Genomic DNA, 26,167 nt, shown 5'->3' with positions numbered 1-26,167 from the left:
TTCCGTGCCACCCTCACCAGTTCCCGCGCGCAACCGGCTCATCGCAGCCGGGGAGCGCCTGTTCGCCGAACGCGGCATCGACAACGTCAGCCTGCGCGAACTCAGCCGCGCGGCCGGTGCCCGCAACGTGATGGCGCTGCAGCACCACTTCACCGACCGCGACGGGCTGCTGCAGGCGATCTTGCAGAAGCATCAGGTGCGGATCGAGGCGCGGCGGCACCAGATGCTCGACGAATGCCTGGAAAAATCCGGCGACGGGGGCGATCCGCCGTTGCAGGCGTTGGCCGCCGCCCTCGTCGACCCGTGGGCCCAATGCCTGGTCGACGACGACGGTGGGCGGGACTACTTGCGGATCTTCGCCGAGCTGGTCAATCGGCCGCGCCCCCTGATCCCGACGGCCCTCGACGGCGCACCCGGCAGCATCGAGAGATGGCGCGCCCTCGTCGACCCCAAGCTCAATGCGCAACAGCGTCGGTTGCACCGACGCTATGCGGCGATGCTGTACGTCACCACCGAGCTGGCGCGGTGGGCGCGTAACACCAACGAGCCCGACCTGCCGCTGATCTCGGCGTCGCTTACCGACCTGGTGGTGGCGATGCTGACGGCCCCGATCAGCGCCGCGACGTCGGAGGAACTGCGCAGGCGCCGGTAGCCGACCGCGGCGCGCAGTTGCCCAACCTCAGGAAGCCGCGTGGAACGCCTCGATGACATCTGCGGGGATGCGGCCACGCGTGGACACGTTGTGGCCGTTGCGGCGGGCCCATTCGCGAATTGCGGCGCTCTGCTCACGGTCGATGGTTCCGCGGCCGCCCTTGCCGGCCGTGCGACCGCGGCGACGACCACCGACGCGGCGGCCCGATTCCACCCATTTCTTCAGATCCGAACGGAGTTTTGCGGCGTTCTTGGTGGACAGGTCGATCTCATAGGTCACCCCGTCGAGGCCGAATTCCACAGTTTCGTCAGCTGAGCCTTCACCGTCGAAATCATCGATCAAGGTGACGGTAACTTTCCTCGCCATTAGCTCACTGACCCTTCTTCGATTGCGTTTACCGGGCGAGGCGCTGATTGCAACTTACCCGTCGGTATCCAATGTGCCACAGGATTCCGACGCATTCAACAACTTGAGATCTGCAGACCGCTTCAGTTGGAGTGTCGACGAACAATCGGGAACAAAACCGTCTCTCGAATTGACAGTCCGGTCAACGCCATCAACAGCCGGTCAATACCCATTCCGGTGCCGGTAGTAGGCGGCATCCCGTACTCCATCGCGGCAAGAAAATCCTCATCGAGTTCCATCGCTTCGTCATCGCCGGCCGCGGCCGCGCGGGCCTGCTCGGCGAATCGTTCGCGTTGGATCACCGGGTCGATGAGCTCGGAGTAACCGGTAGCCAACTCGAATCCGCGAATATAGAGATCCCATTTCTCGGTCACGCCATCGACACTGCGGTGCTGCCGCGTCAAAGGCGTTGTCTCGACCGGGAAATCCCGCACGAAGGTCGGCGCCCAGAGGGCGTCCCCCACCGTGTGCTCCCAGAGTTCCTCCACCAGCTTGCCGTGACCGTAGCCGCGGTCCCGGGGGATTTCGGCGCCCAGGCGGTCGGCAATGCCCCACAGGTGTTCGGCCGAAGTCTGCGGGGTGATCTCCTCACCCAACGCTTCCGACAAAGACGGGTACATTTGTAGTGATTGCCATTCCCCGTCGAGGTCGTACTCCGTGCCGTCGGCCAGCAGCACCTGTCGCGTGCCTAACGCTTCCTCGGCGACTTCTTGAATAACTTCCCGGGTGGCCAACGCCGAATCGTTGTAGTCGCCGTAGGCCTGGTATGTCTCCAGCATTGAGAATTCCGGAGAATGGGTCGAATCCGCGCCTTCGTTTCTGAAGTTGCGATTCAGCTCGAAGATCCGGTCCAGACCGCCCACAACGCACCGCTTTAGGAACAGTTCCGGCGCGATGCGCAGGTACAGATCGGTGTCCAGCGCGTTGGAATGCGTCACAAAGGGCCGCGCGGCCGCACCGCCGGCCAGGGTCTGCAGCATTGGGGTTTCGACCTCGAGAAAGTCGCGCCGCTCCAGTGCCGCACGGACCGCGCGCACCACCGCGATGCGCTGGCGGGCCACATCGCGTGCCTGTGGCCGCACGATGAGGTCCACGTAGCGTTGCCGGACCCGGGACTCCTCGCTGAGTTCCTTGTGTGCGACGGGCAGCGGGCGCAGCGCCTTGGCCGCCATCTGCCAGCGGTCCGCGAGTACCGAGAGTTCGCCGCGGCGCGAACTGATCACCTCGCCGTGGATGAACACCAGATCGCCGAGGTCGACATCGGCCTTCCACGCGTCCAGCGCCTCCTGCCCGGTCGAGGCCAGACTGATCATCGCCTGCAACTGGGTGCCGTCGCCGTCCTGCAGTGTCGCAAAACACAATTTGCCGGAATTGCGGGCGAATACCACCCGGCCGGCGACGCCGACGACCTCGCCGGTCTGGGAATCGGGTTCCAGGTCCGGATAAGCGGCCCGAATCTGCGCCAACGAGTGCGTACGCGGCACCACGACCGGATATGGGTCGTGGCCCTCGGCTAGCAGCCGCTCACGCTTGGCCTGGCGGATCCGGAACTGTTCGGGAAGATCGGCCTCGCTCACGTGGCGCAGCCTAAAGGACTGCGCGCAATAAGCCCATTTCGCTAAGGGACCCCAGACGCCGACTTTCGGGCCGCCGGTGGAGCAAGGTCAGCGGGCGGTCTTGAGTTTCCCACGCCCGCCGTCGCGGTTGCGTTCGAACACCAGGCGCAACCCGTCCAGGGTCAGGTGCCGGTCGTACTGGGCGTCGGTGTGCAGCTCGGGCAGCAGCAGCGGCGCGGTGTGACCGGTGGCCACCACCACGACGTCGTCACCGGCGAACCCGTCGATGTCCTCGCGGATGCGGCGGATGATGCCCTCCACCAGGCCCGCGAATCCGAAGACCGCGCCGGCCTGCATGCACTCGACGGTGTTCTTGCCGATCACCGACCGTGGACGGGTCATCTCGACGCGGCGCAGCGCCGCGGACCGGGCCGCCGCGGCGTCCGAGGACACCTGCACGCCCGGGGCGATGGCACCGCCGAGAAACTCGCCCCGGCCCGACACCACGTCCACGCAGATCGAGGAACCGAAGTCCACCACGATCGAGGGCGCGGAGTATTTGTGGAACGCCGCCAGACAGTTGACGATGCGGTCGGCCCCGACCTCTTTGGGGTTGTCCACCAGCAGCGGCACCCCGGTACGGACACCCGGCTCGATCAGCACGTGCGGCACCGCGCCCCAATACTGTTCGAGCATCATCCGGATCTCGTGCAGAATCGACGGAACCGTCGACAGCGCCACCGCGCCGGTGAGGCGATCTGAGTCGTCACCGATCAGACCGTCGATGGTCAGCGCGAGTTCGTCGGCAGTGACCTCCGGCTCGGTGCGGATCCGCCACTGCTGCACCACCTTCGCGTGATCACCGGTGCCCGCGATCAGTCCCACGACGGTGTGGGTGTTGCGGACGTCGATGGCCAGCAGCACTAGCGCAGCCCCCGGGGCGAGAGCAGTTCGCCGGCGTCGTCGGGAACGTAGGCCGGGTCCGCGGCGTGCGCGCCGAGGTCGACCTGACGGTTCGCGGCGTCGACGAAGACGATCCGGGGTTGATAACGCTTGGCCTCGGCGTCCTCCATGGTGCCGTAGGCGATCAAGATCACCAGATCCCCCGGATGCACCAGATGCGCTGCAGCACCGTTGATCCCGATGACTCCGCTGCCGCGTTCCCCGGTGATCGCATAGGTCACCAGTCGGGCCCCGTTGTCGATGTCGACGATGGTGACCTGCTCGCCTTCCAGCAGATCGGCGGCGTCCATCAGATCGGCATCGATGGTGACCGAACCCACGTAGTGCAGATCCGCGTGCGTCACGGTGGCGCGGTGGATCTTGGACTTGAGCATGGTCCGTAACATCAGTTCCTCCAAGGTGATTCACGGTGGGAGTCCGAACCGGCGTAGGCGCCGTCGGCGCTGGCATTACCCAGCTCCACCCCGATGTTGTCCAGCAGGCGGGTGCTGCCCAGCCGCGCGGCGACCAGGAGCCGGGCGGTGCCGTGGGCGGGCGCGGGTTCCAGCCACGGGCCGCGCACCTCGAGGTAGTCGATCTCGATGCCGGGCACCTCGGCCAGCACCGCGCGCGCTGCCGCCACCGCGGCCATGGCGCCGTTGCCCGCCGCGTAGCGCCCGGCCAGCAGGGCCGCCGACAATGCGGACGCGTGCTCGCGCTGCCCGGCGTCGAGGTAGCGGTTGCGGGACGACATGGCCAGTCCGTCGCCCTCCCGCACGATCGGGACACCGACGATGCGGGTCGCGAGGTTCAGGTCGTCGGCCATCTGGCGGATCAGAACGAGCTGCTGATAGTCCTTCTCGCCGAAGAACGCCCGGTCCGGCTCGATGGTCTGCAGCAGCTTGAGCACCACGGTCAGCATCCCGGCGAAGTGTGTGGGACGCGCGGCACCTTCGAGTTCGGCGCCCAGCGGCCCGGGTTGGACGGTGGTGCGCGGGCCCGCCGGGTACATCGCCGCGGCGTTGGGCGTGAACGCGATCTCGACGCCCTCCTCGCGCAGCATCTGCAGGTCGGTGTCCAGGGTGCGCGGATAGGCCTCGAGATCCTCATCGGCACCGAACTGCAGCGGATTGACGAAGATCGACACCGCCACCACCGCGCCGGGCACCTTCTTGGCCGCTCGGACCAGGCTCAAGTGTCCCTCGTGCAGTGCGCCCATGGTCGGTACCAGCATCACCCGCCGGCCGGTGTGCCGCAGCGCGCGCGTGACGCTGGAGACCTCCGCCGGGGAGGTGTAGACGTTGAGCTCGCCGGCCGCGAACTTCGCGCGGGGCTGGGTCATGGGTTGAGCACCTTGAATACCTCCGGGGCGGCGTGGGAGCGCTGCGCGGTGCGCAGCGAGGCGGTTCGGTAGGCCTCGGCGAGCGCGGGGTCCACCTCGCCCAGGGCCGCGAGGTGCGCGGCGACGGCCGGCGCGTCGCCGCGCGCGACCGGGCCGGTGAGCGCGGCCTGACCCCGTTGCAGGGCGTTCTCGAGCGCGGCGCGCGCGAGCGGCGCCAGCACGCGTTCGGCGATCCCGCCCGGCGCGTCATCGACGAGTTCCTGTCCCAGCAGCTCCTGGCCCTGCAGAGCGGACCGCAGCGCCTCGAGGGCATCGGCGATCACGGTGACGACGTGATTGCTGCCGTGGGCCAGCGCGGCGTGGTAGACGGTGCGGGCGTCCTCGCGGACCCGGACCGGTTCCCCGCCGATCTCGAGGACCAGCGACTGCGCGATCGCGTAGCCGATCTCGTCGGCCGCGGTGATCCCGAAACACGCCTCGGACAGCCGGGTGAGGTCCTCGTCGGCGCCGGTGAAGGTCATGGCCGGGTGGATGGCCAGCGGCAGGCAGCCCTGCTCGGTCAGGGGCGCCAGGATGCCGATGCCGTTCGCGCCGGACGTGTGCACGACGATGGTGCCCGCCCGCACCGCGCCGGTGGCGGCCAGCCCGGAGATCAGCCCGCCCAGCTCGGCGTCGGGCACCGCCAGCAGCAGTAGCTCCGAGGCGTCGGCGACGTCGGGGATGGGCCGGACCGGGGTGTCGGGCAGCCGGCTGGCGGCCCGCCGCAGGGACGCATTGGAGATGGCGCTGCAGGCCACCACCACGTGGTCGGCGCGCTCCAGCATGGCGCCCAGTGCGGTCCCGACCCGGCCCGCGGAAATGACGCCCACCTTGAGGCGGGCCGGGCGCAGACCATCGAGCTGTTCCGACTGCATCATCGGAGGACGACCCCTCGCGAGTTCTCTTCGTTCGTTCCAGTCCCGCGCTGCGGGTACCGGACGGTCAGAGCCAAACTTTAGCGGAAATCGCGCTCGCCGCCGTCGCCGGTCAGTCCTCGCGCCGCCGCCGGCGGCCGCCGCCACCGGGGGTGGCCTGGAATCGGGCGAGCAGTTCGGCGGCCGATTGTCCGCGCGGCCGGACCGGCTCTTCGTCGTCGAGCCCGCGGTGGCGCGCCGCCGGTTCGCTGTCCGGTTCCGGGGTGGGCGGCCGGTACGGCGCTGCGAGCGGATCCTCGGGCTCGGCCGGTGGCGCCCAGTGCCGGCCGCGCCGATCCACCGGTTCCGGCTCGGGTTCGGGCGCCGGGGTCGGGGGTGGGAGGACCGGATCGGACGCGCTCGCGTGCCGCCCGCGGCGCCGTCGCCCCTCGGTGGGTGGGGACGGCGGTGTCCAGGCCGGCTCGGCGGGCGGCTCGTCGCGGTAGGACGGCACCGGCGGTGGCGGCTCGGGAGCGGCTGCGGCCGGCGCGGGCACCGGTGGCTCCGGCGGGGCCACCCGCGGCGGGCTCACCGGCGGCACGGGCGGCGGCGGTGTCGCCTGCGGTTTCCAGGTGTTCAGCGGGTCCCAGTCCGACTGCGTCTCGCGCCACGGCTGCTGGGGTTCGGGCCGGGGCGGGGGCGGGGGCTCGGCGCGCGGTGGCTCGGGCCGCGGCGGTTGGGCGCGCGGCGGTTCGGGGCGCGGCGGTTCCGGCTGCGGCGGTTCGGGCTGCGCCGCCACCGGCGGTGCCCAGCTCTCCTCCTGCCACGGACGCCGATGCGATCCGCGGTAATCGTCCTCCCGGGCAGCCTCCTCGGCACGACGGCGACGCCGGCGCGGGGGGGTCGAGGCCGCGGCCGGCCGCGGCGGTGGGGGCGGCGGTGGGGGTGGCGCCGGTTCTTCGGGGACGTCGATGATCGGACTCTCGTTGGTGCGGGTCATGTCGTCGTCGTGCACCGGGGTGTAACGACTACTGACCACGCGATCGGAGCGGACCGGCTCCGGGGTGCGGACCCATTCGCTGTGGGCGCGCTCCTGACGCCGGTCGGATTCCAGGGCGGCCCGCTGCGCCAGGTCGGCATCGAAGAGAATCTCGAGATTGGTTCGCAGCGCGGCGAGTTCGGCCCGCAGCGCGGCAACCTCGTCGGCGGCCTGCGACCGCAACTCGGACGCGATCTCGCGGCGCAGATGCGTTTCCACCGTCAACTCGTACTCGCGGCGCGCGGAGATCTCGCGGTCCAGCTGAAGGTCGTAGACCAGCTTCAGATCCCGCACCTTGGCGCTGTCGGCATCGCTTTGGCGCCGGTAGATCACCGACACGAATGCCCCCACCACCGCCGCCCACAGCGCCAGGATCACGGCGAGCTTCAACAGCTCGACACGGTTGGTGAAAACCAACGCGGAACTGGCCGCAATAGCGAGGACCAGCAACACGGTCAATAGGAGCCAACCCGGCCTGCGGCCGCCCCGCCGAGCCCGGGCGCCGCGGGACAGAACGGTCATGGGCCGACTGTACCTGCGGGAGGTCAGTCCGCGTGTCGGGCTCTTCGGCGATTCTCAATCCGGAGCCGGTTCGCGGTCCGAATCCCCGTTTCCGTCGAAGTCATCCGACGGGGATCGGCAGCAGTGCTGCAACCACAGCGCGGCCACCAGCAGCGCCAGCGCGCAACCGGCGGCGACGACGGCGCCCGCGGTGTCCGCCTCGGCGACCCGGATCATCGCGCGCCGCGGCAACAGATAGACCACGACGGCCAGCCACCACCCGAGCACCAGCGCCCCGACCCACGCCGAGGCCTTCGCGATCACCACCGTCCGTGCCACCGCGAGCGGATTCAACCGGTCGGCACCCAGCCCGATCTGTCCGGAAGCGATCTTCGATCGCACCTGCCAGCCCCAGGCGGCCTCGGCCACCGCGACCGCCGCCAGCGACATCCCGGTCCACACCGTCAGCGGCGGAAACCACCGATACAGCAGCAGGACGGCGAGATAGCCGAGGACGCCGGCGACCAGCACGGCCGCCGCGAGGTCACGCTTTCTGGTCGGGCCCATGCAACTCCGCATCGAAGCGATGCACACCGGCGCGCTCGGCCGCGTCGATTTGATCCAGCAAGTGCACCGCGGTTCGGCGCACACCGGCCACGGTGAGCCAGGCGTCCGGGTCCGCCGCCAGCCACGGAATCAGCACGAAGGCCCGCAGATGCGCCAGCGGATGCGGCAACGTCAGCCCGTCCGATCGGGAGAACTCCTCGGGACTGTCCGGGTTCGCCTCGTTGTGCACGGTGATCAGGTCCACATCGAGGGTCCGTGGGCCCCACTTCTGTCCGCGCACCCGGTCGGCCTCGCGTTCCAGTCGCTGGGCGAAGTCCAGCCAGTCCGCCCCGTCCAGGCTGGGGTCTTCGGCGACGATCACCGCGTTGAGGAACGGGCCCTGCTCCACGCCACCCCAGGGGTCGGACTGAAAGACCGGCGACACCGCCACCACCCGGTCCCCGAGCGCGTCGACGGCCGCCTGCAGCCGCGCCATTCGGTCGCCGAGATTCGAACCGATCGACAACACCACCCGACTCACAGCGGGGCCACCTCCTCGTTACCGGGATCGCCGGCGGGATCGGTTGTCGCCCCCGGAACCACACCGCTCGTCGAACTGGCCGGTATCACGGTGCCGCCGGCACGCCTCGATCGTCGCGCCACCACCGCGACGTCGGCGAAATCCAGGGGGATCGGCGCCTGCGGCTTGTGCACGACCACCTCCACGGCATGGACGCGGTCGTCGGCCAGCACGTCGTCGGCGATCTCGCCGGCCACGGTCTCGATGAGGTTTCGGGGTTCGCCGCCGACGATCGCCGCGGCGCGCTGGGCCAGCACCCCGTAGTCATAGGTGTCGCACAGCTGATCGCTGGCCGCGGCCCGCGACAGGTCGAGCCAAACCGTGATGTCGATGATGAAGTCCTGGCCGTCGCGGCGCTCGTGGTCGAAAACCCCGTGGTTCCCGCGAACCGCCAAGCCGCGTAACTCGATCCGGTCAGCCATCGACACCCTTTCTGCCTGCGCCCTCCCAGGCCTGCAGCACCCGCAACGCGTCCATCGTTGCCCGCACGTCATGCACCCGCACGCCCCAGGCGCCGTGGATGGCCGCCAGGGCCGAGATGACCGCCGTCGCGGTTTCGCGACCGTCCGGGGGGCGGGGTTCACCGCGATCATCGGCCAGCACGGCCCCGAGGAACCGCTTGCGTGAGGCCCCGATCAGCACCGGCAACCCGGCGGCCGCGAAACTCGGCAGCGCCCGCAGCAACTCCCAGTTGTGCTGCGCGGTCTTGGCAAATCCCAGCCCCGGGTCGATGATGAGCTGACGTTCGGCGACACCGGCGGCCAGCGCGTCGTCCACCGCGGCCTGCAACTCGGCGCGCACGGTGGCCACCACGTCGTCGTAGTGCGGAACCTGGTGCGGCTGATCGGCTTTCACCGAGCGCCAGTGCATCAACACCCACGGGACCCCGGCCTCGGCCACCAGCGCGGCCATGCCCGGGTCGGACCGGCCGCCGGAGACGTCGTTGACGATCCGGGCACCGCTTTCCAGCGCGGCGCGGGCCACCTCGGCGTGCATGGTGTCGATGCTGACCGTGATGCCCTGAGCGGCAAGTTCTTTCACAACCGGAACGACACGCGCCGATTCGACCACGGCATCGACGCGCACCGCGCCCGGACGGGTGGATTCGCCGCCCACGTCGATGATGGTGGCGCCCTCTTTGACCAGCCGCAGGCCGTGGGCCACCGCGCGCTCGGGGTCGAGGTACCGACCCCCGTCCGAGAACGAGTCGTCGGTGACGTTGACGACGCCCATCACCTGCAAGCCGGATTCCAGCCGTGGCGTCATCTACGCAGGATGAGGTCCAGCGCCTCGGCCCGAGATGCCTTGTCGGTCTTGAACTGTCCGCGCACGGCGGAGGTGGTGGTGATCGCTCCCGGCTTGCGGATGCCGCGCATCGCCATGCACAGGTGCTCGGCCTCCACCACCACGATGACGCCGCGCGGGTCGAGCTTGCGCATCAACGCGTCGGCCACCTGCGCGGTCAACCGCTCTTGGACCTGGGGACGCTTGGCGTACAGATCCACGACGCGGGCCAGCTTCGACAAACCGGTCACGCGGCCGTCGTGGCCGGGGATGTATCCGACATGGGCCACCCCATGAAAGGCCACCAGGTGATGCTCGCAGGTCGAGTACATCGGAATGTCCTTGAGCAACACCAGTTCATCGTGCTGTTCGTCGAAGGTGGTGTTGAGCACCTCGTCGGGATCGAGGTAGAGCCCGGCGAACATCTCCTCGAACGCCCTGGCGACCCGGGACGGCGTGTCGACCAAACCGTGTCGGTCCGGGTCCTCGCCGATCGCGTACAGCAGCTCTCTGACCGCTGCCTCGGCACGTCCCTGATCAAACACCGGAACGTCGACCGTAGCCGCGAGTAGGTCCGGCTGCACCATTCAAGACTCCGTTCGTCATCAACCGTTTCCCGGCGGTATGGACCGGTTCGCATCGTCGCCGCGGGGCTCACCTTCAGGTTGCTGATGAGGCTGCGGAGGATACGGCTGATACGGGTGGTGCTGACCCGGATAGTGCTGCGGCGGCGGCCATCCCCCCTGCTGCTGGGGTGGTGGCGGCGGCTGCTGCTGGTGCGGCGGCGGCGGGTACCAGCCGGGTTGCGCCTGACCCGGGCCGCCCGGCGGCCAACCGGGCGCGTGCCAGCCGGCCGGGGCTCCGTAGTCGGGCTGGGTGGCGCCGGCGTTCTCCGGCGGCGCGCCGTTGACACCATTGGAAGCGTTGGCGCCGTTGGCGTTTCGGATGGCGGACTTGAACGCGGGCTCGGGCTCCGGTTTGGGCCATTCCTCGCCACGCTCGATCGCCAGCTCACCCGGAGTCTTGATGGGAGGTATGTCCGACGGGATCCGGCCACCGAAGTCGTTGAACGCGGTGATCCGCGGGCGCTTGCGCACGTCGGCGAGCACCTCGGCCAGTTGGGCCTTGTGCAGGGTCTCTTTCTCCAACAGCTCCCCGGCGAGACGGTCCAGCGCGTCGCGGTTCTCTGTGAGGATCTCCCAGGCCTCGGTGTGGGCGACCTCGATGAGCTTGCGCACCTCTTCGTCGATCTCCCGGGCCACCTCGTGGCTGTAGTCGGCCTGAGTGCCCATGGTGCGGCCCAGGAAGGGGTCGCCGTGTTCGGTGCCGTACCGCACCGCGCCGAGCTTGGCGCTCATGCCGTACTCGGTGACCATCGCACGGGCGATCTTGGTGGCCTGGTCGATATCCGAGGACGCCCCCGTGGTGGGCTCCCGGAACACCAACTCCTCGGCGGCGCGGCCGCCCATCGCAAACACCAAGCGCGCGATCATCTCCGAGCGGGTCATCAGACCCTTGTCGTCCTCGGGCACCGACATCGCGTGCCCGCCGGTGCGGCCGCGGGCCAGGATGGTGACCTTGTAGATGGGTTCGATGTCGGGCATCGCCCAGCCCGCCAACGCGTGGCCACCCTCGTGGTAGGCGGTGATCTTCTTCTCGTGCTCGCTGATGATCCGGCTCTTGCGGCGCGGCCCGCCGACCACCCGGTCGACGGCCTCTTCCAGCGCCGCGGCCGTGATGACCGTGCCGTTCTCGCGCGCGGTCAGCAGGGCAGCCTCATTGATCACGTTGGCCAGGTCGGCGCCGGACATGCCGACCGTCCGCTTGGCCAGCCCCTCCAGGTCCGCGTCGGGCGCAATCGGCTTGCCCTGTGAGTGCACCGCCAGGACCGCCCGCCGGCCCGCGAGATCGGGGGCCGACACCGGGATCTGACGATCGAAGCGGCCCGGCCGCAGCAACGCCGGGTCCAGGATGTCCGGCCGGTTGGTGGCGGCGATCAGGATCACGCCCTGGCGCTCACCGAAGCCGTCCATCTCGACCAGCAGCTGGTTCAGGGTCTGCTCGCGCTCGTCGTGGCCGCCGCCCAGACCGGCGCCGCGCTGGCGACCGACGGCGTCGATCTCGTCGACGAAGATGATGCACGGATTGTTCTGCTTGGCCTGTTCGAACAGGTCACGGACGCGGGAGGCGCCGACACCGACGAACATCTCGACGAAGTCCGAACCGGAGATGGTGAAGAACGGCACGCCGGCCTCCCCCGCGACGGCTCGCGCGAGCAGCGTCTTACCGGTTCCCGGTGGGCCGTAGAGCAGCACGCCCTTGGGGATCTTGGCGCCCAACGCCTGATACCGCGCGGGATTCTGCAGGAAGTCCTTGATCTCGTAGAGTTCCTCGACCGCCTCGTCGACGCCGGCGACGTCGGCGAAGGTGGTCTTGGGCATGTCCTTGGTGAGCTGCTTGGCCTTCGACTTGCCGAAGCCGAATCCCATCCGGCCGCCGGACTGCATCCGGGAGAACATCACGAACAGGCCGATGAGCAACAGCAGCGGCAGCATGTAAATGAGCAGTGTTCCCAGCGCGCTGCCCTGGTTCACCGTGGTGTTGATCTTCGCGTCCTTGCTCTGCAACGCGTCGAACAGCGGCACCGCATAGCCGGTGGGGAACTTCGTGATGATCTTGTCGGAGTCCTCGGTCTCCGATTTGCCCTCTTTGAGGTCCAGTCGCAACTGCTGCTCGCGGTCGTCGATCTGCGCGCTCGTGACGTTGCCGGCGTCGATCTGCGCGACCGCGACGGAGGTGTCCACCGGTTTGTAGCCCCGGGTGTCGTCGCTGAAGTAGAAGAACGACCACACCAGCAACAGCAGGACACCGATCGCCGTCAGCGTGCGGATTACGTTTTTTCGCTTCATTCGAGCATCGACCGTCGACCGGTCTGGTTCCTTCCGAGGTCCGGGCAGGGTGCAAAGGGTGCAAACAGGGTCAAGCCAGGTTACCGCTAGTCCAACGAACGCCGGTTCCCGACGGTGTGCTTTGGTGAGATCGTGCTCACATCGGGAGAGCGATTCGTCGACCTCAACGGCGTCCGGCTACGCGTCATCGACCAGGGTGACCGCGGTGGGCCGGACCAACCCGTGGTCGTGCTGGCGCACGGCTTCCCCGAGTTGGCGTACTCCTGGCGCCACCAGATCCCGGCGCTGGTCGCGGCCGGCTACCGGGTGCTGACACCCGATCAGCGCGGCTACGGCGGCTCGGGCCTGCCGTCGCAGCGGCCGGCCGCGGTCGAGGCCTACGACATTGTCGCCCTGACCTCGGACCTTGTCGGGTTGCTCGACGACATCGAGGTCGAGCAGGCGTTCTTCGTCGGCCACGACTGGGGCGCGATGGTGGTGTGGCACACCGCGCTGCTGCATCCGGACCGGGTGCGGGCCGTCGCGGGTCTGAGCGTGCCGCCGATCCCGCGGGCACGTTCGCGCCCCACCGAGCGGTGGCTGGAGAAATTCGGTCCCGACTTCTACATGCTGCGCTACCAGCAGCCCGGCGTCGCGGACGCCGAATTGGCGGCCGACGTGGCCGCCACGATGCGGGACATGTTCGCCGAAGGCCGAACCGACGGGCTGCCGCAGTGGATCTCGGCCGAGGAGTTCGACGTCTACGTCGAGGAATTCAGCCGGACCGGATTCACCGGGGCGCTGAACTGGTATCGCAATTACGACCGCAACTGGGCGGCGACGGCGCATCTGACCGACCGCCGGATCACCGTTCCCGCCCTGTTCGTCGGTGGCACCGATGACCCGATCCGCGGCACCATGCGGCCGGAGCGCGCCGGTGAGGTCGTCGCCGGTCCCTATCGCGAGGTCTGGGTGCCGGGCGCCGGCCACTGGCTCCAACAGGAGCGGCCGGCCGAGATCAACCAGATACTGCTGGATTTCCTGACCGGGGCTTAGCCGGCCAGGGCCTCACAGTCGGAACATCTCGCGCGACATCGTGGACTGGTCCAGATACGCGGCCCGGGCCCGCCGGGGCCTGCCGCTCGGGTCTGCAGCTTCCATTGTCGCGGCCGCCGCGAGCTTGCCGAACACCCGCGAGATGGTCGCGGTGATCGCCGCCCAATGCTCAAATCTGGGCGCGGGCAACGACAGCGGCCGACCCAACGGATAGTCGCCGAAGTGTGCTGAGTTGGTGGTCATGATGGTTCACCCCGTTTCGGTGGTCTGCGGGCTATTGGCAGTCCGCGGGACACCTGAAAAGCGTCGCCCGGCCCGGGGGCGTGGGACACGCGTAATCGGCTACTCGTCTGCAGGGGTGCCCAGGCGCCGCCGGTAAGGTGCCCACCATGCCCACAGTCGGGAACCCCAAACTTCTGCGCCGCCTGTCCATTGCATTGATCGCGCCCCTGGCGGTCGTCGCACTCGCGGCCTGCGACGCGGCCCCCAGCGTCGGTGTCGGCGGCGGCGACAACGGCCGTCAGGTCACCGTGGTCGGCTCGGGCCAGGTCGAGGGCACCCCCGACACCCTGACGACCAATGTGGGCATCAGCTTCGTCGCGGCCGACGCCACCACGGCGCTGAACCAGACCAACGAGCGGCAGCGGGCGGTCGTCGACGCCCTGCTGGGCGCCGGGGTGGACCGCGAGGACATCGCCACCAGCCAGGTGCGCCTGCAGCCGCGTCTCGATCCCGACGGCAGCACGGCCGCCGGCTACGAGGCCACCAACACCGTCGATGTCACCATTCGCGACGTCAGCGCGGCCTCGCGGGCGCTGGCGCTGATCACCAGCATCGGCGGCGACGCGACCCGCATCAACTCGGTGGCTTTCGCCATCGACGACGATTCCCAGCTGGTGATCGACGCGCGCGCCCGCGCCTTCGAGGACGCTCGCAATCGCGCCGAACAGTATGCGGAGCTGTCCGGGTCGCAACTGGGCGACGTGATCTCGATTTCGGAGACCGGCCAGGAACCCACCCCGCCGTCGCCCACCCCGATGCCGCGCGCGATGGCCTCCGATGTGCCGCTGTCCCCCGGCGAGCAGACCGTCAGCTTCTCGGTGACCGTCGTGTGGACGCTGCGCTGAGCCACCTGGGCCTGGCGGCGGCCCCGGTGCCGACATTGCATCCACGGCCCTGAGGTTGTCCCCAGTGCGCGAATGCGCGCGAATTCTCGCCGTCAGCTCAATCCCAGGGCCACCAGTGCAATCTCGAGCGCTCGCTGTCGACGTCCACCCTGAAGACCCACCTGCAGCACATCTTCGACAAGACCGGCACCCACCGATAGGCCGAGTTGGTGCGATTGCTGCTCGCCCTCAACCCATGATCAACCGCTGGGCACCGGGTCCACGGCCGACACCTCGACCGGGATGCCGTTGAGCACCGAGGTGCTGGACAACGGATCCAGCACGCTGCCGTCGTTGAGACGGTTGACGTTGGCCTCAGCCCAGCCGTGCGGGATCGACACCACCCCGGGCCGGATGCCGTCGGTGACCTCGACCGGGATCAACAGCTCGCCGCCCGGGCCCTTCACCACGGCCACATCCGTCAACCCCAGCTCGGCGGCGTCGTCCGGGTGGATCTGCAGCGTGCAGCGGTTGGTACCGCCGGGCAGATGCATCCAACTGTTGTTGGACCGCAGCTGCCGCCGACCGATCAACAGCAGACCGTCGGCGCGCCGATCCAGCGCTTCCCGCAGCCGCAGCGTGTCGGCGACCAGCGGCAGCGGCGCCAGTTCCAGCTGGCCGGACGGGGTGCGCAGCACCTCGGGCAACCGCGGCCGCGGCGGTCCCAGGTCGACGCCGTGCGGCGCGTCGAGCAGCCGCTGCAGCGTCAGGCCGGCCGGATCCGCGCCGAACCCGTCGCCGTAGGGGCCGAGGCGCAGCATCATGTCCAGCCGTCGCTCATAGCCCGGTCCAATGGCGAGCATCGCGATCAGCTCGTCGACGTCGCGGCCCGCGACCGGCGAATCCGGGTCCGCGACCTCCTTGGTCAGCGCTCCGCGGATCACCTGCTCGTCGGGCAACGCCGGATCCGCGTGCACCCCCACCCCGAAGATCAGCAGCGCGATCCGAGCCAGGATCTCGGTCTCGTCGGGCCGCCCGTCAAGCGGCAGCACCGGCGGCGAGTACCGCGCATTGTTGCGCACCGCCAGGTTGTTCAGCACGAAGTCGTAATGCGGGCTCTGCGACGGCGGTGGCGGCGGCAGGATCACGTCGGCGTGCCGCGTGGTGGCGTTGAGGTACGGGTCGATGCTGATCATGAAGCCCAGGCCGGCCAGCGCGCGAGTCAGCCGCTCCCCGTCCGGCGCCGAGAGCACCGGATTACCCGCGATGGTGATGAGCGCCTTGAGCTGTCCGTCGCCGGGGGTGTCGATCTCCTCGGCCAGCGCGGCCGCCGGCAGTTCCGAGGCCACCTCGGGGTGGCCGGACACCCGGCTGTGCCAGCGGCCCGTCGCGAAGCCCCGGCCCGGGCGCGGCGGGCGTGGCTTGGCCGCCGTTGCCGAGAGCGGGAACAGCACGCCGCCGGGTCGATCCAGGTTGCCGGTGAGGACGTTGATGACCTCGATGAGCCAGCTGCCCACGGTGCCGAACTCGACCGTCGTCGTGCCCATCCGGCCGTACACCGCGGCGCTGCGGGCGGCGGCGATCTCGCGCGCCAGCGTGCGGATGTCGTCGGCCGCGATGTCGCAGTAGGCCGCCACAGCTTCCGGGGGGAAGTCGGCGGCCAGGGTGCGCACCTCGTCGACCCCACGGACATGCGCGGCGATGCCGCCCAGATCCTCGGCCACCAGGTCCTCGTCGAAGAGCACGTGCACGACGGCGAACAGCAGCGCCGCGTCGGTGCCGGGCCGCGGCGCCAGGTGCCAGTCGGCCAGTGCCGCGGTCCGGGTCCGCGCGGGGTCGATCACGGTCAGCTTGCCGCCGCGCTTGCGCAGCGCCTTCAGCTTGCCCGGGAAGTCCGGCGCCGTGGCCAGGCTGCCGTTGGAGACCAGCGGATTGGCGCCGATGATCACCAGATGCTCGGTGCGGTCCAGATCCGGGACCGCGAAGGCAAACGGGTTGCCGAGCAGATGCCCCAGCGCGACCTGTTTGGGCATCTGATCCAGGGTGCTGGCGGAGAAGACGCTGCGGGTTCCCAGCGCCTTGATCACCATGGACCCGTACAGCGCGCCGGCGACGGTGTGCGCGTTCGGGTTTCCCACGTACACCCCGACCGACTTGCCACCGTGCTCGGCGAGCACCGCCCCCAGTCCCTCGGCGACGGCGTCGAACGCCTCGGTCCAGCTGACCTCGACCAGTTGCCCGTCGCGGCGCACCAGCGGGCCGGTGAGCCGGTGCGGGTCGCCGTCGAGTTCGGCGAAGCTCGCGCCCTTGGGACAGATGAAACCCGCGCTGAAGACGTCCTCGGCGTCACCGCGCGCGCCGGTCACCCGACCGTCCTCGATCGTGAGGGTCAGCCCGCAGGTGGCCTCGCAGATGGGACAGATGCGAAGGTCCGTGGTCATGGCGTCCTCCCGAGGAAAGTCAGGGCGTGTAAACCCTCGGTTCCAGAGTGCCTATGTAGGGCAGATCGCGGTAGCGTTCGGCGTAATCCAACCCATATCCGACGACAAATTCGTTCGGGATGTCGAAGCCGACGTAGGAGATGTCGACATCGGCGCGCACGGCGTCGGGTTTGCGCAACAGCGTGCACACCTTCAGCGAGCGAGGGCGCCGGCTGGCCAGGTTGCGCAGCAGCCAGGACAGGGTCAGCCCGGAATCCACGATGTCCTCGACGATCAGCACGTCGCGGTCGCTGATGTCGCGGTCGAGATCCTTGAGGATGCGCACCACACCCGACGACGAGGTCGAGGAACCGTAGGACGACACCGCCATGAATTCCAGCTGGGTGGGCACCGGAATGGCGCGCGCCAGGTCGGTGACGAACATGACGGCGCCCTTGAGCACCGTGACCAGCAGCAGGTCCTCGCCGCAGTCCGCGTAGTCGGCCCCGACCGTGGCGGCCAGTTCGGCGGTCTTGTCCTGAATTTGTTGCTCAGACAGCAACACCGACTTGATGTCTCCCGGGTACAGCTCGGCAGATTTCGCTGGCACGTGCCCAGCGTGCCATGTTGTCGTCAGGGTGGCCAAACAGCCCCTCAGCGCTGCTCGTGCCGCAGCACCAGCACGCCGTCGCGGCGTTGCGCGAACAACCGCGCACCGGCCCGGCCGCCACCGACCGCCACCCCGCCCTGACCGCGCCAGGCGCTGGCCAACTCGTCGACCCCGCGAATCTGCTTGCTGGTCAGGTTGCGCGCCCCACCGGCCAGCAGCCAGCCGCGGATCACCCGCAGCCGCACCGCGCGGGGCAGCCCCAGCACCGCGGCCACCGCGAGCCCCGGCGAATCCGCGGCCGCCCCGCCGGCCTCGGCCAGGGCGCGGGCGGCCAGGTCGTCGAGCACGTCGCCGTCCTCCTGCAGCGCGGTGGCGGTCCGCGCCAACGCTTCGGCGACCCCGCCGCCGAGCACCTCCTCGAGCAGCGGCAGCACCTCATGACGCAGCCGGGTTCGGGTGAAGCGCGGGTCGTGGTTGTGCGGATCGCGCCAGGGGTCCAGCTCGAGCGCGACGCAGGCCGCCTCGGTGACCGTGCGACGGATCTCCAGCAGCGGCCGACACCACGGCGGGTCGTAGGGCCTTATCCCCGCAATGGAACGCGGCCCCGAACCGCGGCCCAGGCCCAGCAGCACCGTCTCGGCCTGATCATCGAGGGTGTGTCCGATCAGCACCGGAGCCCCGGACCGGGCGCTCTCCAGCGCCGCGTAACGGGCGGACCGCGCCGCCGCCTCCGGGCCGCCGTCGACCCCCACCACCACCGGGATAATTTGCGCCCCAACACATCCCAGCTGAATAGCCTGACGCTGCGCGGAGGTCGCCACCGCGGCCGAGCCGGCCTGCAGGCCGTGGTCGACGATCAGGGCCGTGGTGGGCAGCACGTCGGCCGCGGCCGCGGTGAGCGCCAGCGAATCCGCCCCGCCCGAGAGCGCCACACACCAGCGGTCCGCGTCACCGAGATGCTCCCGGGCGAACGCCGCGACGGCCTGCCGAAGCCGTCTTACAGGACTCGATCGATCCATCGCTGCGGTTCATCGATCTCGTCGGGCAACGGCAGGGTCTCGGCGCCGGTCCAAACGGTGTTGAACCGGTCCATCCCGACCCGGCCGACCACATGATCGACGAAGGCCTTACCGCGGGTGTACTGGGACATCTTCGCGTCGATGCCGAGCAGGATCCGCATGATCCGTTGCAGCGGTGGCTGTTTGCGCTGCCGTCGCTCATCGAAGCGGCGGCGGATGGTGGTCCCGGAGGGCACCACCGTGGGGCCGACGGCGTCCATCACGTGGTCGGCGTGCCCCTCGAGCAGGGTCGCGAGCACCAGCAACCGGTCCAGCGCCTGCCGTTGCGGTTCGGATTGCACGGCGCGCATGAAACCGATCATCCCGTCCTGGCGGTCGCGGACGAAGTCGGCGAGTCGGCCGATCACCTCGGCCATCTCCTCACCGGCGTCGACGGTAAGGACCTCCAACGCGTCGGTCATGTAACCGGCCAGCCACGGATTGGCGGTGAACTGCACCCGATGGGTGACCTCGTGCAGGCACACCCAGAGCCGAAAGTCCTTGGGCACCACCCGTAACTGCCGCTCCACGGCGATGATGTTGGGGTAGACCAGCAGCAGCTTGCCGCCGTCGGGCGTGAACGGATCGTATTGCCCGAGAATCCCGGAAGACACGAACCCCAGTACCGCGCCCAGTTGCGCGCCGCTGATCCGGCCCGCCAGAAACCCGTCCGGCTGCTCGCCCCCGCCGGTCATCAGACGCATGGATTCGCTTGCGGCCCGGATCCATTCGGGACGGTCGACGATGCGGGCATCCGGGATGGGCCCGTCGGTGTGCAGGCGCGTGACGTCCCGGACGGGCGGCTCGGCGGCGCGGGAGGATTCGGCCAGCTCCCCGATCGCCTGATTGCGGGTGTAGTCGGTGGTGGGCGGGGCCGACCGGGCCAACCGCGCCCCGACGGCGGCCGCGAACTGCCAGTCGACGGCGCCGCCGATGCTCGCCGGGCTCATCGGACACACCCGCAGCTGCGCAGCGTCGCGGCCAGCGCGTCGATCGCCAGCCGTCCCGTCGGTCCGGCCTCGTTGGACAGCAACGCGAAGGTCAGCACCCGGCCGCTGCGATCGGTGACGACGCCGGCCAGCGCGTTGGTGCGGGTCAACGAACCGGTCTTGGCGCGCAGCCAGCCGGCCGCGGCCCGGTTGGTGACCGGGTCCAGGAAGCGTTCCGACAGCGTGCCCGAACCGCCGGCGACCGGCAGCAGATCCAACAGCGGCCGCAGTTCGGCGTGGTTGGGGCCGGCCGCCTCGCCGATCACCTCGTCGAGGGTGATCGCGGTGAGACGGTTGTCGACCGACAGGCCGCTGGAGTCCAGCAGCTTGGCGCCGGTCAGATCGATGCCCTCGGCCGCGAGCCGGGACCACACCGCGCCCGCGGCACCGGCGAAGCTCAGCGGCCGGTGCGACGCCGCCGCGACCTCGCGGCCGATGCTCTCGGCCATGACGTTGTCGGAGTTCACCATCATCTGCCGCAGCCGCTCGATCAGCGGCGCCGACTCGACCTTGGCCAGCTCCGGCCCGGTCGGTGGGCCCGGCACGGTGGTGACTGTCGCCGGGTCGACCCCCAGCGCGACCGCGAGGGCGCGACCGGCGTCGAGGGCCGGGGTCGGGGAGCGTCGGGAATCAAAGGTGGTCGGCTGGGTGCGGCCACCGTCTAGCATCACCGGCTCGATGGGCGCGATGTCGCCGCCGTCGATGTCGGCCGGGTCCCAGCCCGGGGCCAGCCCCGGGCCGCTGTAGAGCGAGGTGTCGACCTGGACCGCGGTCGGGGTGAATCCGCTGCGGCGGACCTGCCCGGCGAGGTCGCTGATCCGGGCCGCGTCCTTGTACCAGGTGTTCACCCCGGGCGGGGCGGCCGACAGTGTGGTGTCCCCGCCGCCGACCAGCACGACGACGCCGCTGGAGCGGCCGTCGGCGGCGGCGACCACCGTGGTGGACACCTTGGCGTCGCGGTCCAGGGTCAGCAGCGCCGCCGCGGCGGTCAGCACCTTGTTCGTCGAGGCGGGCTGCATGGGCACGTCGTCGCCCTGCTCCCAGAGCTGCTCCCCCGTCATGGCGTCGCTGATCCGACCGGTCAGGATGCCGAGATTCGGGTCGGCCAGCGGCGCGGCCAGGGTGGCGCTCATCCCGGCCTCGGTGGGAACCTCCGAATCCGCCGCGACGGGCACGATCCCCGGGTCGGCCAGCACCGGCGCGGGCCGGGTGGCACCGAGCGCTTCGACGGCGCGGCGGTCCCCCACGAACAGCAGCGCGGCGGTGACCACCGCGACGACCGCCACGAGCACCACGGCACCTATCGCCAGGTGCGTCGAACGGCGCCACCGGTTCGGATGCATGTAGTGCAGGGTATCGCCCCGCCGGGCCCGGGCCGCCCACGCTAGTGTGACGTCCGACGATTCGACGATCAGCCATGCGAAGGAGACGTGCCGGTGGAGTTTGACGTCACCATCGAGATCCCCAAGGGGCAGCGCAACAAGTACGAGATCGACCATGATTCCGGTCGGATCCGCTTGGACCGCTACCTCTATACCTCCATGGCGTACCCCGCCGACTACGGCTACATCGAGGACTCCCTGGGCGAGGACGGCGATCCGCTGGACGCCATGGTGCTGCTGCCGCAGTCGGTGTTCCCCGGCGTGATCGTCGAGGCCCGCCCCGTCGGGATGTTCAAGATGGTCGACGAGGCCGGCGGCGACGACAAGGTGCTGTGCGTGCCCGCCGGGGACGTCCGCTGGGACCACGTCCAAGAGATCGGCGACGTTTCGAGCTTCGAACTCGAGGCCATCAAGCACTTCTTCGTGCACTACAAGGACCTTGAGCCGAACAAGTTCGTCAAGGCGGCCGACTGGGTCGGCCGGGCCGAGGCCGAGGCCGAGGTGCAACGCTCGATCGAGCGCTTCAAGACCAGCGGGCACTGATTTTTCAGCGCCGTAACACGCGGTAACGCGGCTGTCCCATCCGTTCTTCATGATGCCGGTGTGCTGATGCATCAGGGGATGGGCCTCGACGCGTTCAACGCGTTGCCCGAGCGCAGGGCCGTGCATGCGCTCTATGAGTGCTGCAACAGCGTGATCCTGGCGCACGACCTGGTCGCGGGCCGGCCCTACGACAGCCACGACGCGTTGTTTCGGCACGCCGACGAGCTGCTGTTCAGCATGTCCGATCAGGCGATCGATCAGATCATGGTCGCCTACCCCGACATCGGGCGCCGACCGCGCAGTCTCAGATCCCACGCCGAACAATGCGCGATCTGGGACGAGGACGCCGAGGTGATGGCCTGCCTGCAGCGCGCGTCGCAGCGTTATCTCGAGCAGTTCGGCTTCGGCTTCGTGATGTGCTGCGCCGGGCTGTCGGCGCGCGAGGTGTTGGCGACCGTCACCGATCGGCTGTACCACGACCGGGAGACCGAACTCAAGGTGGTCCGCAACGAGCTGGCGCGGATCAACCGCACCCGGTTGGAGCGGATGCTGGGCCCCGAGGGCGGCTACCTGAACTGGTGAGTGCGGTACCGGTAACCGGTACCGCCAGTACTGGCTACGCGCTACAGTACGCATTCGAGCAAGAAAGGTGTTCGAATGCTGCGCCCACACCGACCCGAGCGCGAGATCGATCCCGGTCCAGTCCAGATCCACGCCCGCGACGTGCAATTCGACGTCGACGGGGTGGCCGTGCACTGGATTCCCGGCCACCCGGTGGCCTCGCACATGGGCAGCCTGCTCAATGTGCTGCTGCCCCCGGTCGAGCGCTGGTTCGTGCAGGCGTTCAACGAGGCCCTGCCGCACGTGCGCGACCCACGGCTGGCCGCCGACATGCGCGGCTTCATCGGGCAGGAGGCCATCCACGCCGGCGCCCACGACCACGTGCTGGACACCCTGCTGCGGGACCAGGGCCTGGATCCCGACCCGATCCTGGACCTGGTGGAGCACCTGTTCGGCACGGTGCTGGCGCCCAGCACCTCGCCCCACGACCGCCGCCGCTTCAATCACCTGCGCGAGCGGCTGTGGCTGATCGCGGCCATCGAGCACTACACGGCGGTGCTGGGCGACTTCGCCCTCAACAACGCCTGGGACGACCACGGCGCCGACCCCGTGATCGTCGACCTGTTCCGGTGGCACGGCAGCGAGGAGGTCGAACACCGTTCGGTGGCCCATGACGTCGCGGTCTACTTCAACGACAGCTACCTGGCCCGGATCCGGGCCATGGCGGTGGTGGTTCCGATGATGGCCGGGTTCTTCCAGAAGGGCACCTGGTACCTGGTCAAGCAGGATCCGCGGATCGAGCTCAGCTGGTGGCAGTACAACCGGCAGCGGATGCGGGACTCCAAGCGCGGCCTGCTGCCGAAGTTCCACCACCTGTTCGGGACCCAGACGCTGACCTACTTCGCCCCGCGGTACTCCCCCGAGCACATGGGTTCGACGGCGCAGGCGGTGGCCTATCTGGCGGCGTCCCCCGCGGCGCGGGCCGCGTTGGAGTGAAGATGAAGCTCCGCCAGCGGCTGCGCCAGACCCCACCCAGCGTGTCCGGCACGTTCCGGCACGACCCCCTGATCCGGTTGGCGGACCTGGCCATCAGCGGCCTGTGGACGGTGTCCGGAGCTGTTGTCCGCAAACCGGTTTCGGCGATTCCCGAACAAGTCTTGCCGCTGTCGGTGGCCGAGCGCAGGGTCGCCGCCCACAACCAGGACGTTGTCGAGTTGCGGCTGGTGCCGGCGGATCGCCCGACGTTGCCGCGCTGGCACCCCGGCGCGCATATCGACGTGCACCTGCCCAGCGGCACCGTCCGCCAATACTCGCTGTGCGGCGACCCGGCCGCCCGCGACCACTACCGCATCGCGGTCCGCCGCATTCCCGACGGCGGGGGCGGGTCGGTCGAGATCCACGACCGGCTGCCGGTGGGCGCCACCGTCACCACGCTGGGCCCCCGCAACGCGTTCCCGTTCGCGGTCCCCGGCTACGGATCACCGACCCGGCGCGTGCGGTTCATCGCCGGCGGCATCGGCATCACGCCGATCCTGCCGATGCTCGCCGTCGCCGAGCGCCTGGGCGTCGACTGGTCGATGAGCTACGTCGGCCGCAGCCGCGACAGCCTGCCGTTTCTCGATGAGGTCGCCGGGTTCGGGCCCCGGGTCCAGATCCGCACCGACGACGTCCACGGCGTGCCGTCGGCGCATGCCCTGCTCGGCGACTGCCCGGACGGCACCGCGGTGTACGCCTGCGGTCCGGCCCCGCTGCTGGCGACCGTGCGCGCCGCGCTGGCCGGCCGCGACCAGGTGGAACTGCACTACGAACGGTTCGGGGCGGCACCGGTGCTCGACGGGGTGGCGTTCGAGGCGAGGCTGGCCGCCAGCGGCACGACAGTGCCGGTGGCGGCCGACGAGACCCTGCTGCACGCACTCACCAAAGCCGGTGCCGCAGCACCGTATTCATGTCAGCAGGGCTTCTGCGGGACGTGCCGCACCCGGGTCCTCGCCGGGGACGTCGACCATCGCGACACGCTACTCACCGCGCCGGAGCGGGCCGATCAGATGCTGGTCTGCGTGTCGCGGTCGGTGGCCGGCACCCCCCTGACGCTGGACCTGTAGGCCCGCCCACCGCGGGCGAGGCCGCACCCTCAGCCGCCGTGCGGGCCCGACCGCTGCGCGCCGACCCGCAGCCGGGCCAACGCCTGTTCCCCCACCGCCCGCACGTCCTGCTGTTCGGCGGCGGGGATCAACGTGACGCCGTCGGCCACGCCCGCGGTGTAGATGTCGTCGACCAACCCGGCCAGGCCCGCCACCGTCCCGACATAGTGCACCGCGCCGCGATAGGAGCCGGCCGCGGCCAGCAGCCCGCGCGCCGCGCGGCCGTCCTCGGCGACCAACACCGTGACGTCGAGCACCGCCGCCGCGCCGGTGTCGGCGCGGAGCCGACGACTGACCCGCTGCGCATGCTGCAGGTCGCGCGCCTGCAACCGCACCGCGGGCCGATCGTCGTCGGTCAGCTCCGTCCAGTCGTCGGTCGCGCCGGCCGCCACGTCGATGAACACTCTCGGGTTGGACATACCGCCACGGTAGGAACGCCGGCCGGATCCGTCGCCGGTTGCGCTCAGCGGGAATCGAATCAGCGCTCCCGCGCCACCACCCTGGCCCGGATCAGGCTGGCGATCATCGTGATGAACAGCGTCAGGATGATCACCCCGAGGCTCCACAGCGTCGGGATCTCCGGGACCGGCAGGTTCTCGCCACCGTTGATGAACGGCAACTCGTTCTCGTGCAGGGCGTGCAGGATCAGCTTCACGCCGATGAACAACAGGATGAACGCCAACCCCTGCGACAGGTACACCAGCCGGTTGAGCATGTCACCGAGCAGGAAGTACAGCTGCCGAAGGCCCATCAGCGCAAAGACGTTGGCGGTGAACACGATGTAGGGCTCGCGGGTCAGGCCGTAGATCGCCGGAATCGAATCCAGCGCGAACATCAGGTCGGTGGTGCCCAGCGCGACGATCACCAGGAACATCGGCGTCATCAGCCGCTTGCCGGTGCCGTCCTTCATCCAGAGCTTCAGCCCGTCCCACTTGTCGGTGAAGTTCAGATGCGAGCGGGCGAACTTGACGATCCGGTTCTCACCGTCGTCGTCGTGGCTGGTGTCGCGCACCAGCTTGACCGCGGTGTAGACCAGGAACGCCCCGAAGGCGTAGAAAATCCAGGAGAACCGCTCGATCGCGACGGCACCGAGCGCGATGAAGATGCCGCGGAAGATCAACGCCAAGATGATGCCGACCATCAGTGCCTGCTGCTGAAACTTCCTCGGCACCTTGAAGCTGGCCATGATGATGATGAAGATGAACAGGTTGTCGATCGACAGGCTGTACTCGGTGAGCCAGCCGGCGAAGAATTCGAGCCCGTACTGCTCGCCGTGGAAGTTCCAGGTCCACAGGCCGAAGGCGATCGCCAGGCCGACGTAGACCGTCAGGGCGATGCCGCATTCCCGCATCGTCGGCTCGTGGGGTTTGCGGGCGATGTAGACGACGTCGAAGAGCAGGATGGCGATCGTCACCCCGAGGGTGACGATCCATTCGAGCTGGGTGACGTTCAAAGCAGGACCTCCGGTCGTCAAAGCACCAGAGGTCTCTTCCACCGCTCGGCAAGCTCGGAGCGATCCACGGCGCCGGTCGTCCGATGACGGTCGACGTGATGACGACTCCGCAGCGAAGGAGTACTCCCCTCTGCCCGACAGTCTGTCAGCTCCCGGCCGAAAATGAGAAGCCGGGCGCGAACGCCCAGCACAGCGGCCACCCGGCCGTCAGCTGACCCGC

Annotated in this window: 27 protein-coding genes and 1 pseudogene; 7 read left to right on the top strand and 21 right to left on the bottom strand. The window is 69.4% G+C overall.

Annotated elements, in window-relative coordinates:
* The first annotated feature begins 4 nt into the window (after positions 1–4).
* A complete protein-coding gene (locus tag RCP80_RS01775; protein ID WP_308480707.1) occupies positions 5–652 on the top strand; it encodes a TetR/AcrR family transcriptional regulator in 648 nt (215 codons plus the stop codon).
* 27 nt (positions 653–679) lie between these two features.
* Here the strand turns inward: RCP80_RS01775 and lsr2 are convergent, their stop codons facing one another.
* From lsr2 to ftsH, 13 genes and pseudogenes are all read right to left on the bottom strand, one after another.
* The gene (lsr2, locus tag RCP80_RS01770; protein WP_308480706.1) at positions 680–1,018 is read right to left on the bottom strand and encodes a histone-like nucleoid-structuring protein Lsr2; all 339 of its coding nucleotides are present in this window, start codon (positions 1,016–1,018) and stop codon (positions 680–682) included.
* A 122-nt stretch (positions 1,019–1,140) separates the two neighbouring features.
* A complete protein-coding gene (gene lysS / locus RCP80_RS01765) occupies positions 1,141–2,634 on the bottom strand; it encodes a lysine--tRNA ligase (RefSeq protein ID WP_308480705.1) in 1,494 nt (497 codons plus the stop codon).
* A gap of 87 nt (positions 2,635–2,721) precedes the next feature.
* Entirely contained in the window at positions 2,722–3,537 is an 816-nt protein-coding gene (locus tag RCP80_RS01760; RefSeq protein ID WP_308480704.1) for a type III pantothenate kinase, read from the bottom strand.
* A complete protein-coding gene (gene panD, locus RCP80_RS01755) occupies positions 3,537–3,962 on the bottom strand; it encodes an aspartate 1-decarboxylase (RefSeq protein ID WP_308482662.1) in 426 nt (141 codons plus the stop codon). Before panD ends, RCP80_RS01760 begins: the two co-directional genes overlap by 1 nt.
* Positions 3,962–4,897, bottom strand: a complete 936-nt coding sequence (gene panC / locus RCP80_RS01750; RefSeq protein ID WP_308480703.1) for a pantoate--beta-alanine ligase — start codon at positions 4,895–4,897, stop codon at positions 3,962–3,964. The genes panD and panC overlap by 1 nt, the downstream gene beginning before the upstream one ends.
* Positions 4,894–5,814, bottom strand: coding sequence for a Rossmann-like and DUF2520 domain-containing protein (locus tag RCP80_RS01745; protein ID WP_308480702.1), 921 nt, complete (start codon positions 5,812–5,814; stop codon positions 4,894–4,896). The genes panC and RCP80_RS01745 overlap by 4 nt, the downstream gene beginning before the upstream one ends.
* Positions 5,815–5,923: 109 nt before the next feature.
* On the bottom strand, positions 5,924–7,351 hold the full coding sequence (locus RCP80_RS01740) for a DUF6779 domain-containing protein (RefSeq protein WP_308480701.1): 1,428 nt from the start codon (positions 7,349–7,351) through the stop codon (positions 5,924–5,926).
* Between the two features lie 54 nt (positions 7,352–7,405).
* Positions 7,406–7,897, bottom strand: a complete 492-nt coding sequence (locus RCP80_RS01735) for a DUF3180 domain-containing protein (RefSeq protein WP_308480700.1) — start codon at positions 7,895–7,897, stop codon at positions 7,406–7,408.
* On the bottom strand, positions 7,875–8,417 hold the full coding sequence (gene folK / locus RCP80_RS01730; RefSeq protein ID WP_308480699.1) for a 2-amino-4-hydroxy-6-hydroxymethyldihydropteridine diphosphokinase: 543 nt from the start codon (positions 8,415–8,417) through the stop codon (positions 7,875–7,877). The genes RCP80_RS01735 and folK overlap by 23 nt, the downstream gene beginning before the upstream one ends.
* 95 nt (positions 8,418–8,512) lie before the next feature.
* Positions 8,513–8,878, bottom strand: a pseudogene (gene folB, locus RCP80_RS01725) (dihydroneopterin aldolase); the annotation flags it as partial.
* Positions 8,871–9,722: a dihydropteroate synthase gene (folP, locus tag RCP80_RS01720; protein WP_308480698.1), complete on the bottom strand. Its 852-nt coding sequence runs from the start codon at positions 9,720–9,722 to the stop codon at positions 8,871–8,873. The pseudogene folB and the gene folP, both read right to left, overlap by 8 nt.
* Complete coding sequence (gene folE / locus RCP80_RS01715; protein WP_308480697.1) at positions 9,719–10,327, bottom strand: GTP cyclohydrolase I FolE; 609 nt, start codon at positions 10,325–10,327, stop codon at positions 9,719–9,721. The genes folP and folE overlap by 4 nt, the downstream gene beginning before the upstream one ends.
* Before the next feature lie 18 nt (positions 10,328–10,345).
* Positions 10,346–12,649, bottom strand: coding sequence for an ATP-dependent zinc metalloprotease FtsH (gene ftsH, locus RCP80_RS01710; protein WP_308480696.1), 2,304 nt, complete (start codon positions 12,647–12,649; stop codon positions 10,346–10,348).
* A gap of 132 nt (positions 12,650–12,781) precedes the next feature.
* On the opposite strand from ftsH, the gene RCP80_RS01705 reads away from it, so the two are divergent.
* Positions 12,782–13,684, top strand: a complete 903-nt coding sequence (locus RCP80_RS01705) for an alpha/beta fold hydrolase (protein WP_308480695.1) — start codon at positions 12,782–12,784, stop codon at positions 13,682–13,684.
* A gap of 12 nt (positions 13,685–13,696) precedes the next feature.
* Here RCP80_RS01705 and RCP80_RS01700 read toward each other — a convergent pair whose 3' ends face one another.
* Complete coding sequence (locus RCP80_RS01700) at positions 13,697–13,927, bottom strand: hypothetical protein (RefSeq protein WP_308480694.1); 231 nt, start codon at positions 13,925–13,927, stop codon at positions 13,697–13,699.
* Positions 13,928–14,073: 146 nt separating this feature from the next.
* Between RCP80_RS01700 and RCP80_RS01695 the strand changes: the two genes are divergently transcribed.
* Positions 14,074–14,811, top strand: a complete 738-nt coding sequence (locus RCP80_RS01695; protein ID WP_308480693.1) for an SIMPL domain-containing protein — start codon at positions 14,074–14,076, stop codon at positions 14,809–14,811.
* A gap of 239 nt (positions 14,812–15,050) precedes the next feature.
* Here the strand turns inward: RCP80_RS01695 and RCP80_RS01690 are convergent, their stop codons facing one another.
* The 5 genes from RCP80_RS01690 to dacB are packed head-to-tail and all read right to left on the bottom strand — an operon-like array spanning position 15,051 to position 21,210.
* Positions 15,051–17,231 carry a molybdopterin-dependent oxidoreductase gene (locus RCP80_RS01690; protein ID WP_308480692.1) on the bottom strand — a complete coding sequence of 727 codons (2,181 nt, stop codon included), beginning with the start codon at positions 17,229–17,231 and terminating at the stop codon, positions 15,051–15,053.
* A 19-nt stretch (positions 17,232–17,250) separates the two neighbouring features.
* On the bottom strand, positions 17,251–17,820 hold the full coding sequence (gene hpt, locus RCP80_RS01685) for a hypoxanthine phosphoribosyltransferase (RefSeq protein WP_308480691.1): 570 nt from the start codon (positions 17,818–17,820) through the stop codon (positions 17,251–17,253).
* Positions 17,821–17,864: 44 nt separating this feature from the next.
* Positions 17,865–18,839, bottom strand: a complete 975-nt coding sequence (tilS, locus tag RCP80_RS01680) for a tRNA lysidine(34) synthetase TilS (protein WP_308480690.1) — start codon at positions 18,837–18,839, stop codon at positions 17,865–17,867.
* The gene (locus RCP80_RS01675) at positions 18,818–19,828 is read right to left on the bottom strand and encodes an Rv3626c family coenzyme F420 biosynthesis-associated protein (RefSeq protein ID WP_308480689.1); all 1,011 of its coding nucleotides are present in this window, start codon (positions 19,826–19,828) and stop codon (positions 18,818–18,820) included. The genes tilS and RCP80_RS01675 overlap by 22 nt, the downstream gene beginning before the upstream one ends.
* Positions 19,825–21,210, bottom strand: coding sequence for a D-alanyl-D-alanine carboxypeptidase/D-alanyl-D-alanine endopeptidase (gene dacB, locus RCP80_RS01670; protein ID WP_308480688.1), 1,386 nt, complete (start codon positions 21,208–21,210; stop codon positions 19,825–19,827). Before dacB ends, RCP80_RS01675 begins: the two co-directional genes overlap by 4 nt.
* A 93-nt stretch (positions 21,211–21,303) precedes the next feature.
* On the opposite strand from dacB, the gene RCP80_RS01665 reads away from it, so the two are divergent.
* The 4 genes from RCP80_RS01665 (at position 21,304) to RCP80_RS01650 (ending at position 24,455) form a co-directional block, all read left to right on the top strand.
* Positions 21,304–21,792, top strand: coding sequence for an inorganic diphosphatase (locus RCP80_RS01665; protein WP_308480687.1), 489 nt, complete (start codon positions 21,304–21,306; stop codon positions 21,790–21,792).
* 66 nt (positions 21,793–21,858) lie between these two features.
* Entirely contained in the window at positions 21,859–22,374 is a 516-nt protein-coding gene (locus RCP80_RS01660; protein ID WP_308482661.1) for a 2-oxo-4-hydroxy-4-carboxy-5-ureidoimidazoline decarboxylase, read from the top strand.
* Positions 22,375–22,449: 75 nt separating this feature from the next.
* Complete coding sequence (locus tag RCP80_RS01655) at positions 22,450–23,349, top strand: metal-dependent hydrolase (RefSeq protein WP_308480686.1); 900 nt, start codon at positions 22,450–22,452, stop codon at positions 23,347–23,349.
* 2 nt (positions 23,350–23,351) lie between these two features.
* A complete protein-coding gene (locus RCP80_RS01650; protein ID WP_308480685.1) occupies positions 23,352–24,455 on the top strand; it encodes a PDR/VanB family oxidoreductase in 1,104 nt (367 codons plus the stop codon).
* 29 nt (positions 24,456–24,484) lie between these two features.
* On the opposite strand, the gene RCP80_RS01645 is transcribed toward RCP80_RS01650, so the two are convergent.
* Positions 24,485–24,913, bottom strand: a complete 429-nt coding sequence (locus tag RCP80_RS01645) for a hypothetical protein (protein ID WP_308480684.1) — start codon at positions 24,911–24,913, stop codon at positions 24,485–24,487.
* A 59-nt stretch (positions 24,914–24,972) separates the two neighbouring features.
* A complete protein-coding gene (locus tag RCP80_RS01640) occupies positions 24,973–25,947 on the bottom strand; it encodes a TerC family protein (RefSeq protein WP_308480683.1) in 975 nt (324 codons plus the stop codon).
* Between the last annotated feature and the right edge of the window lie 220 nt (positions 25,948–26,167).

The sequence above is a fragment of the Mycolicibacterium sp. MU0053 genome (assembly GCF_963378095.1).
GTDB classification, from domain to species: Bacteria; Actinomycetota; Actinomycetes; order Mycobacteriales; family Mycobacteriaceae; genus Mycobacterium; species Mycobacterium burgundiense.
The sequence above is the reverse complement of the archived record's forward strand: the minus strand, read 5'-3'. Positions and strand labels throughout refer to the sequence as shown.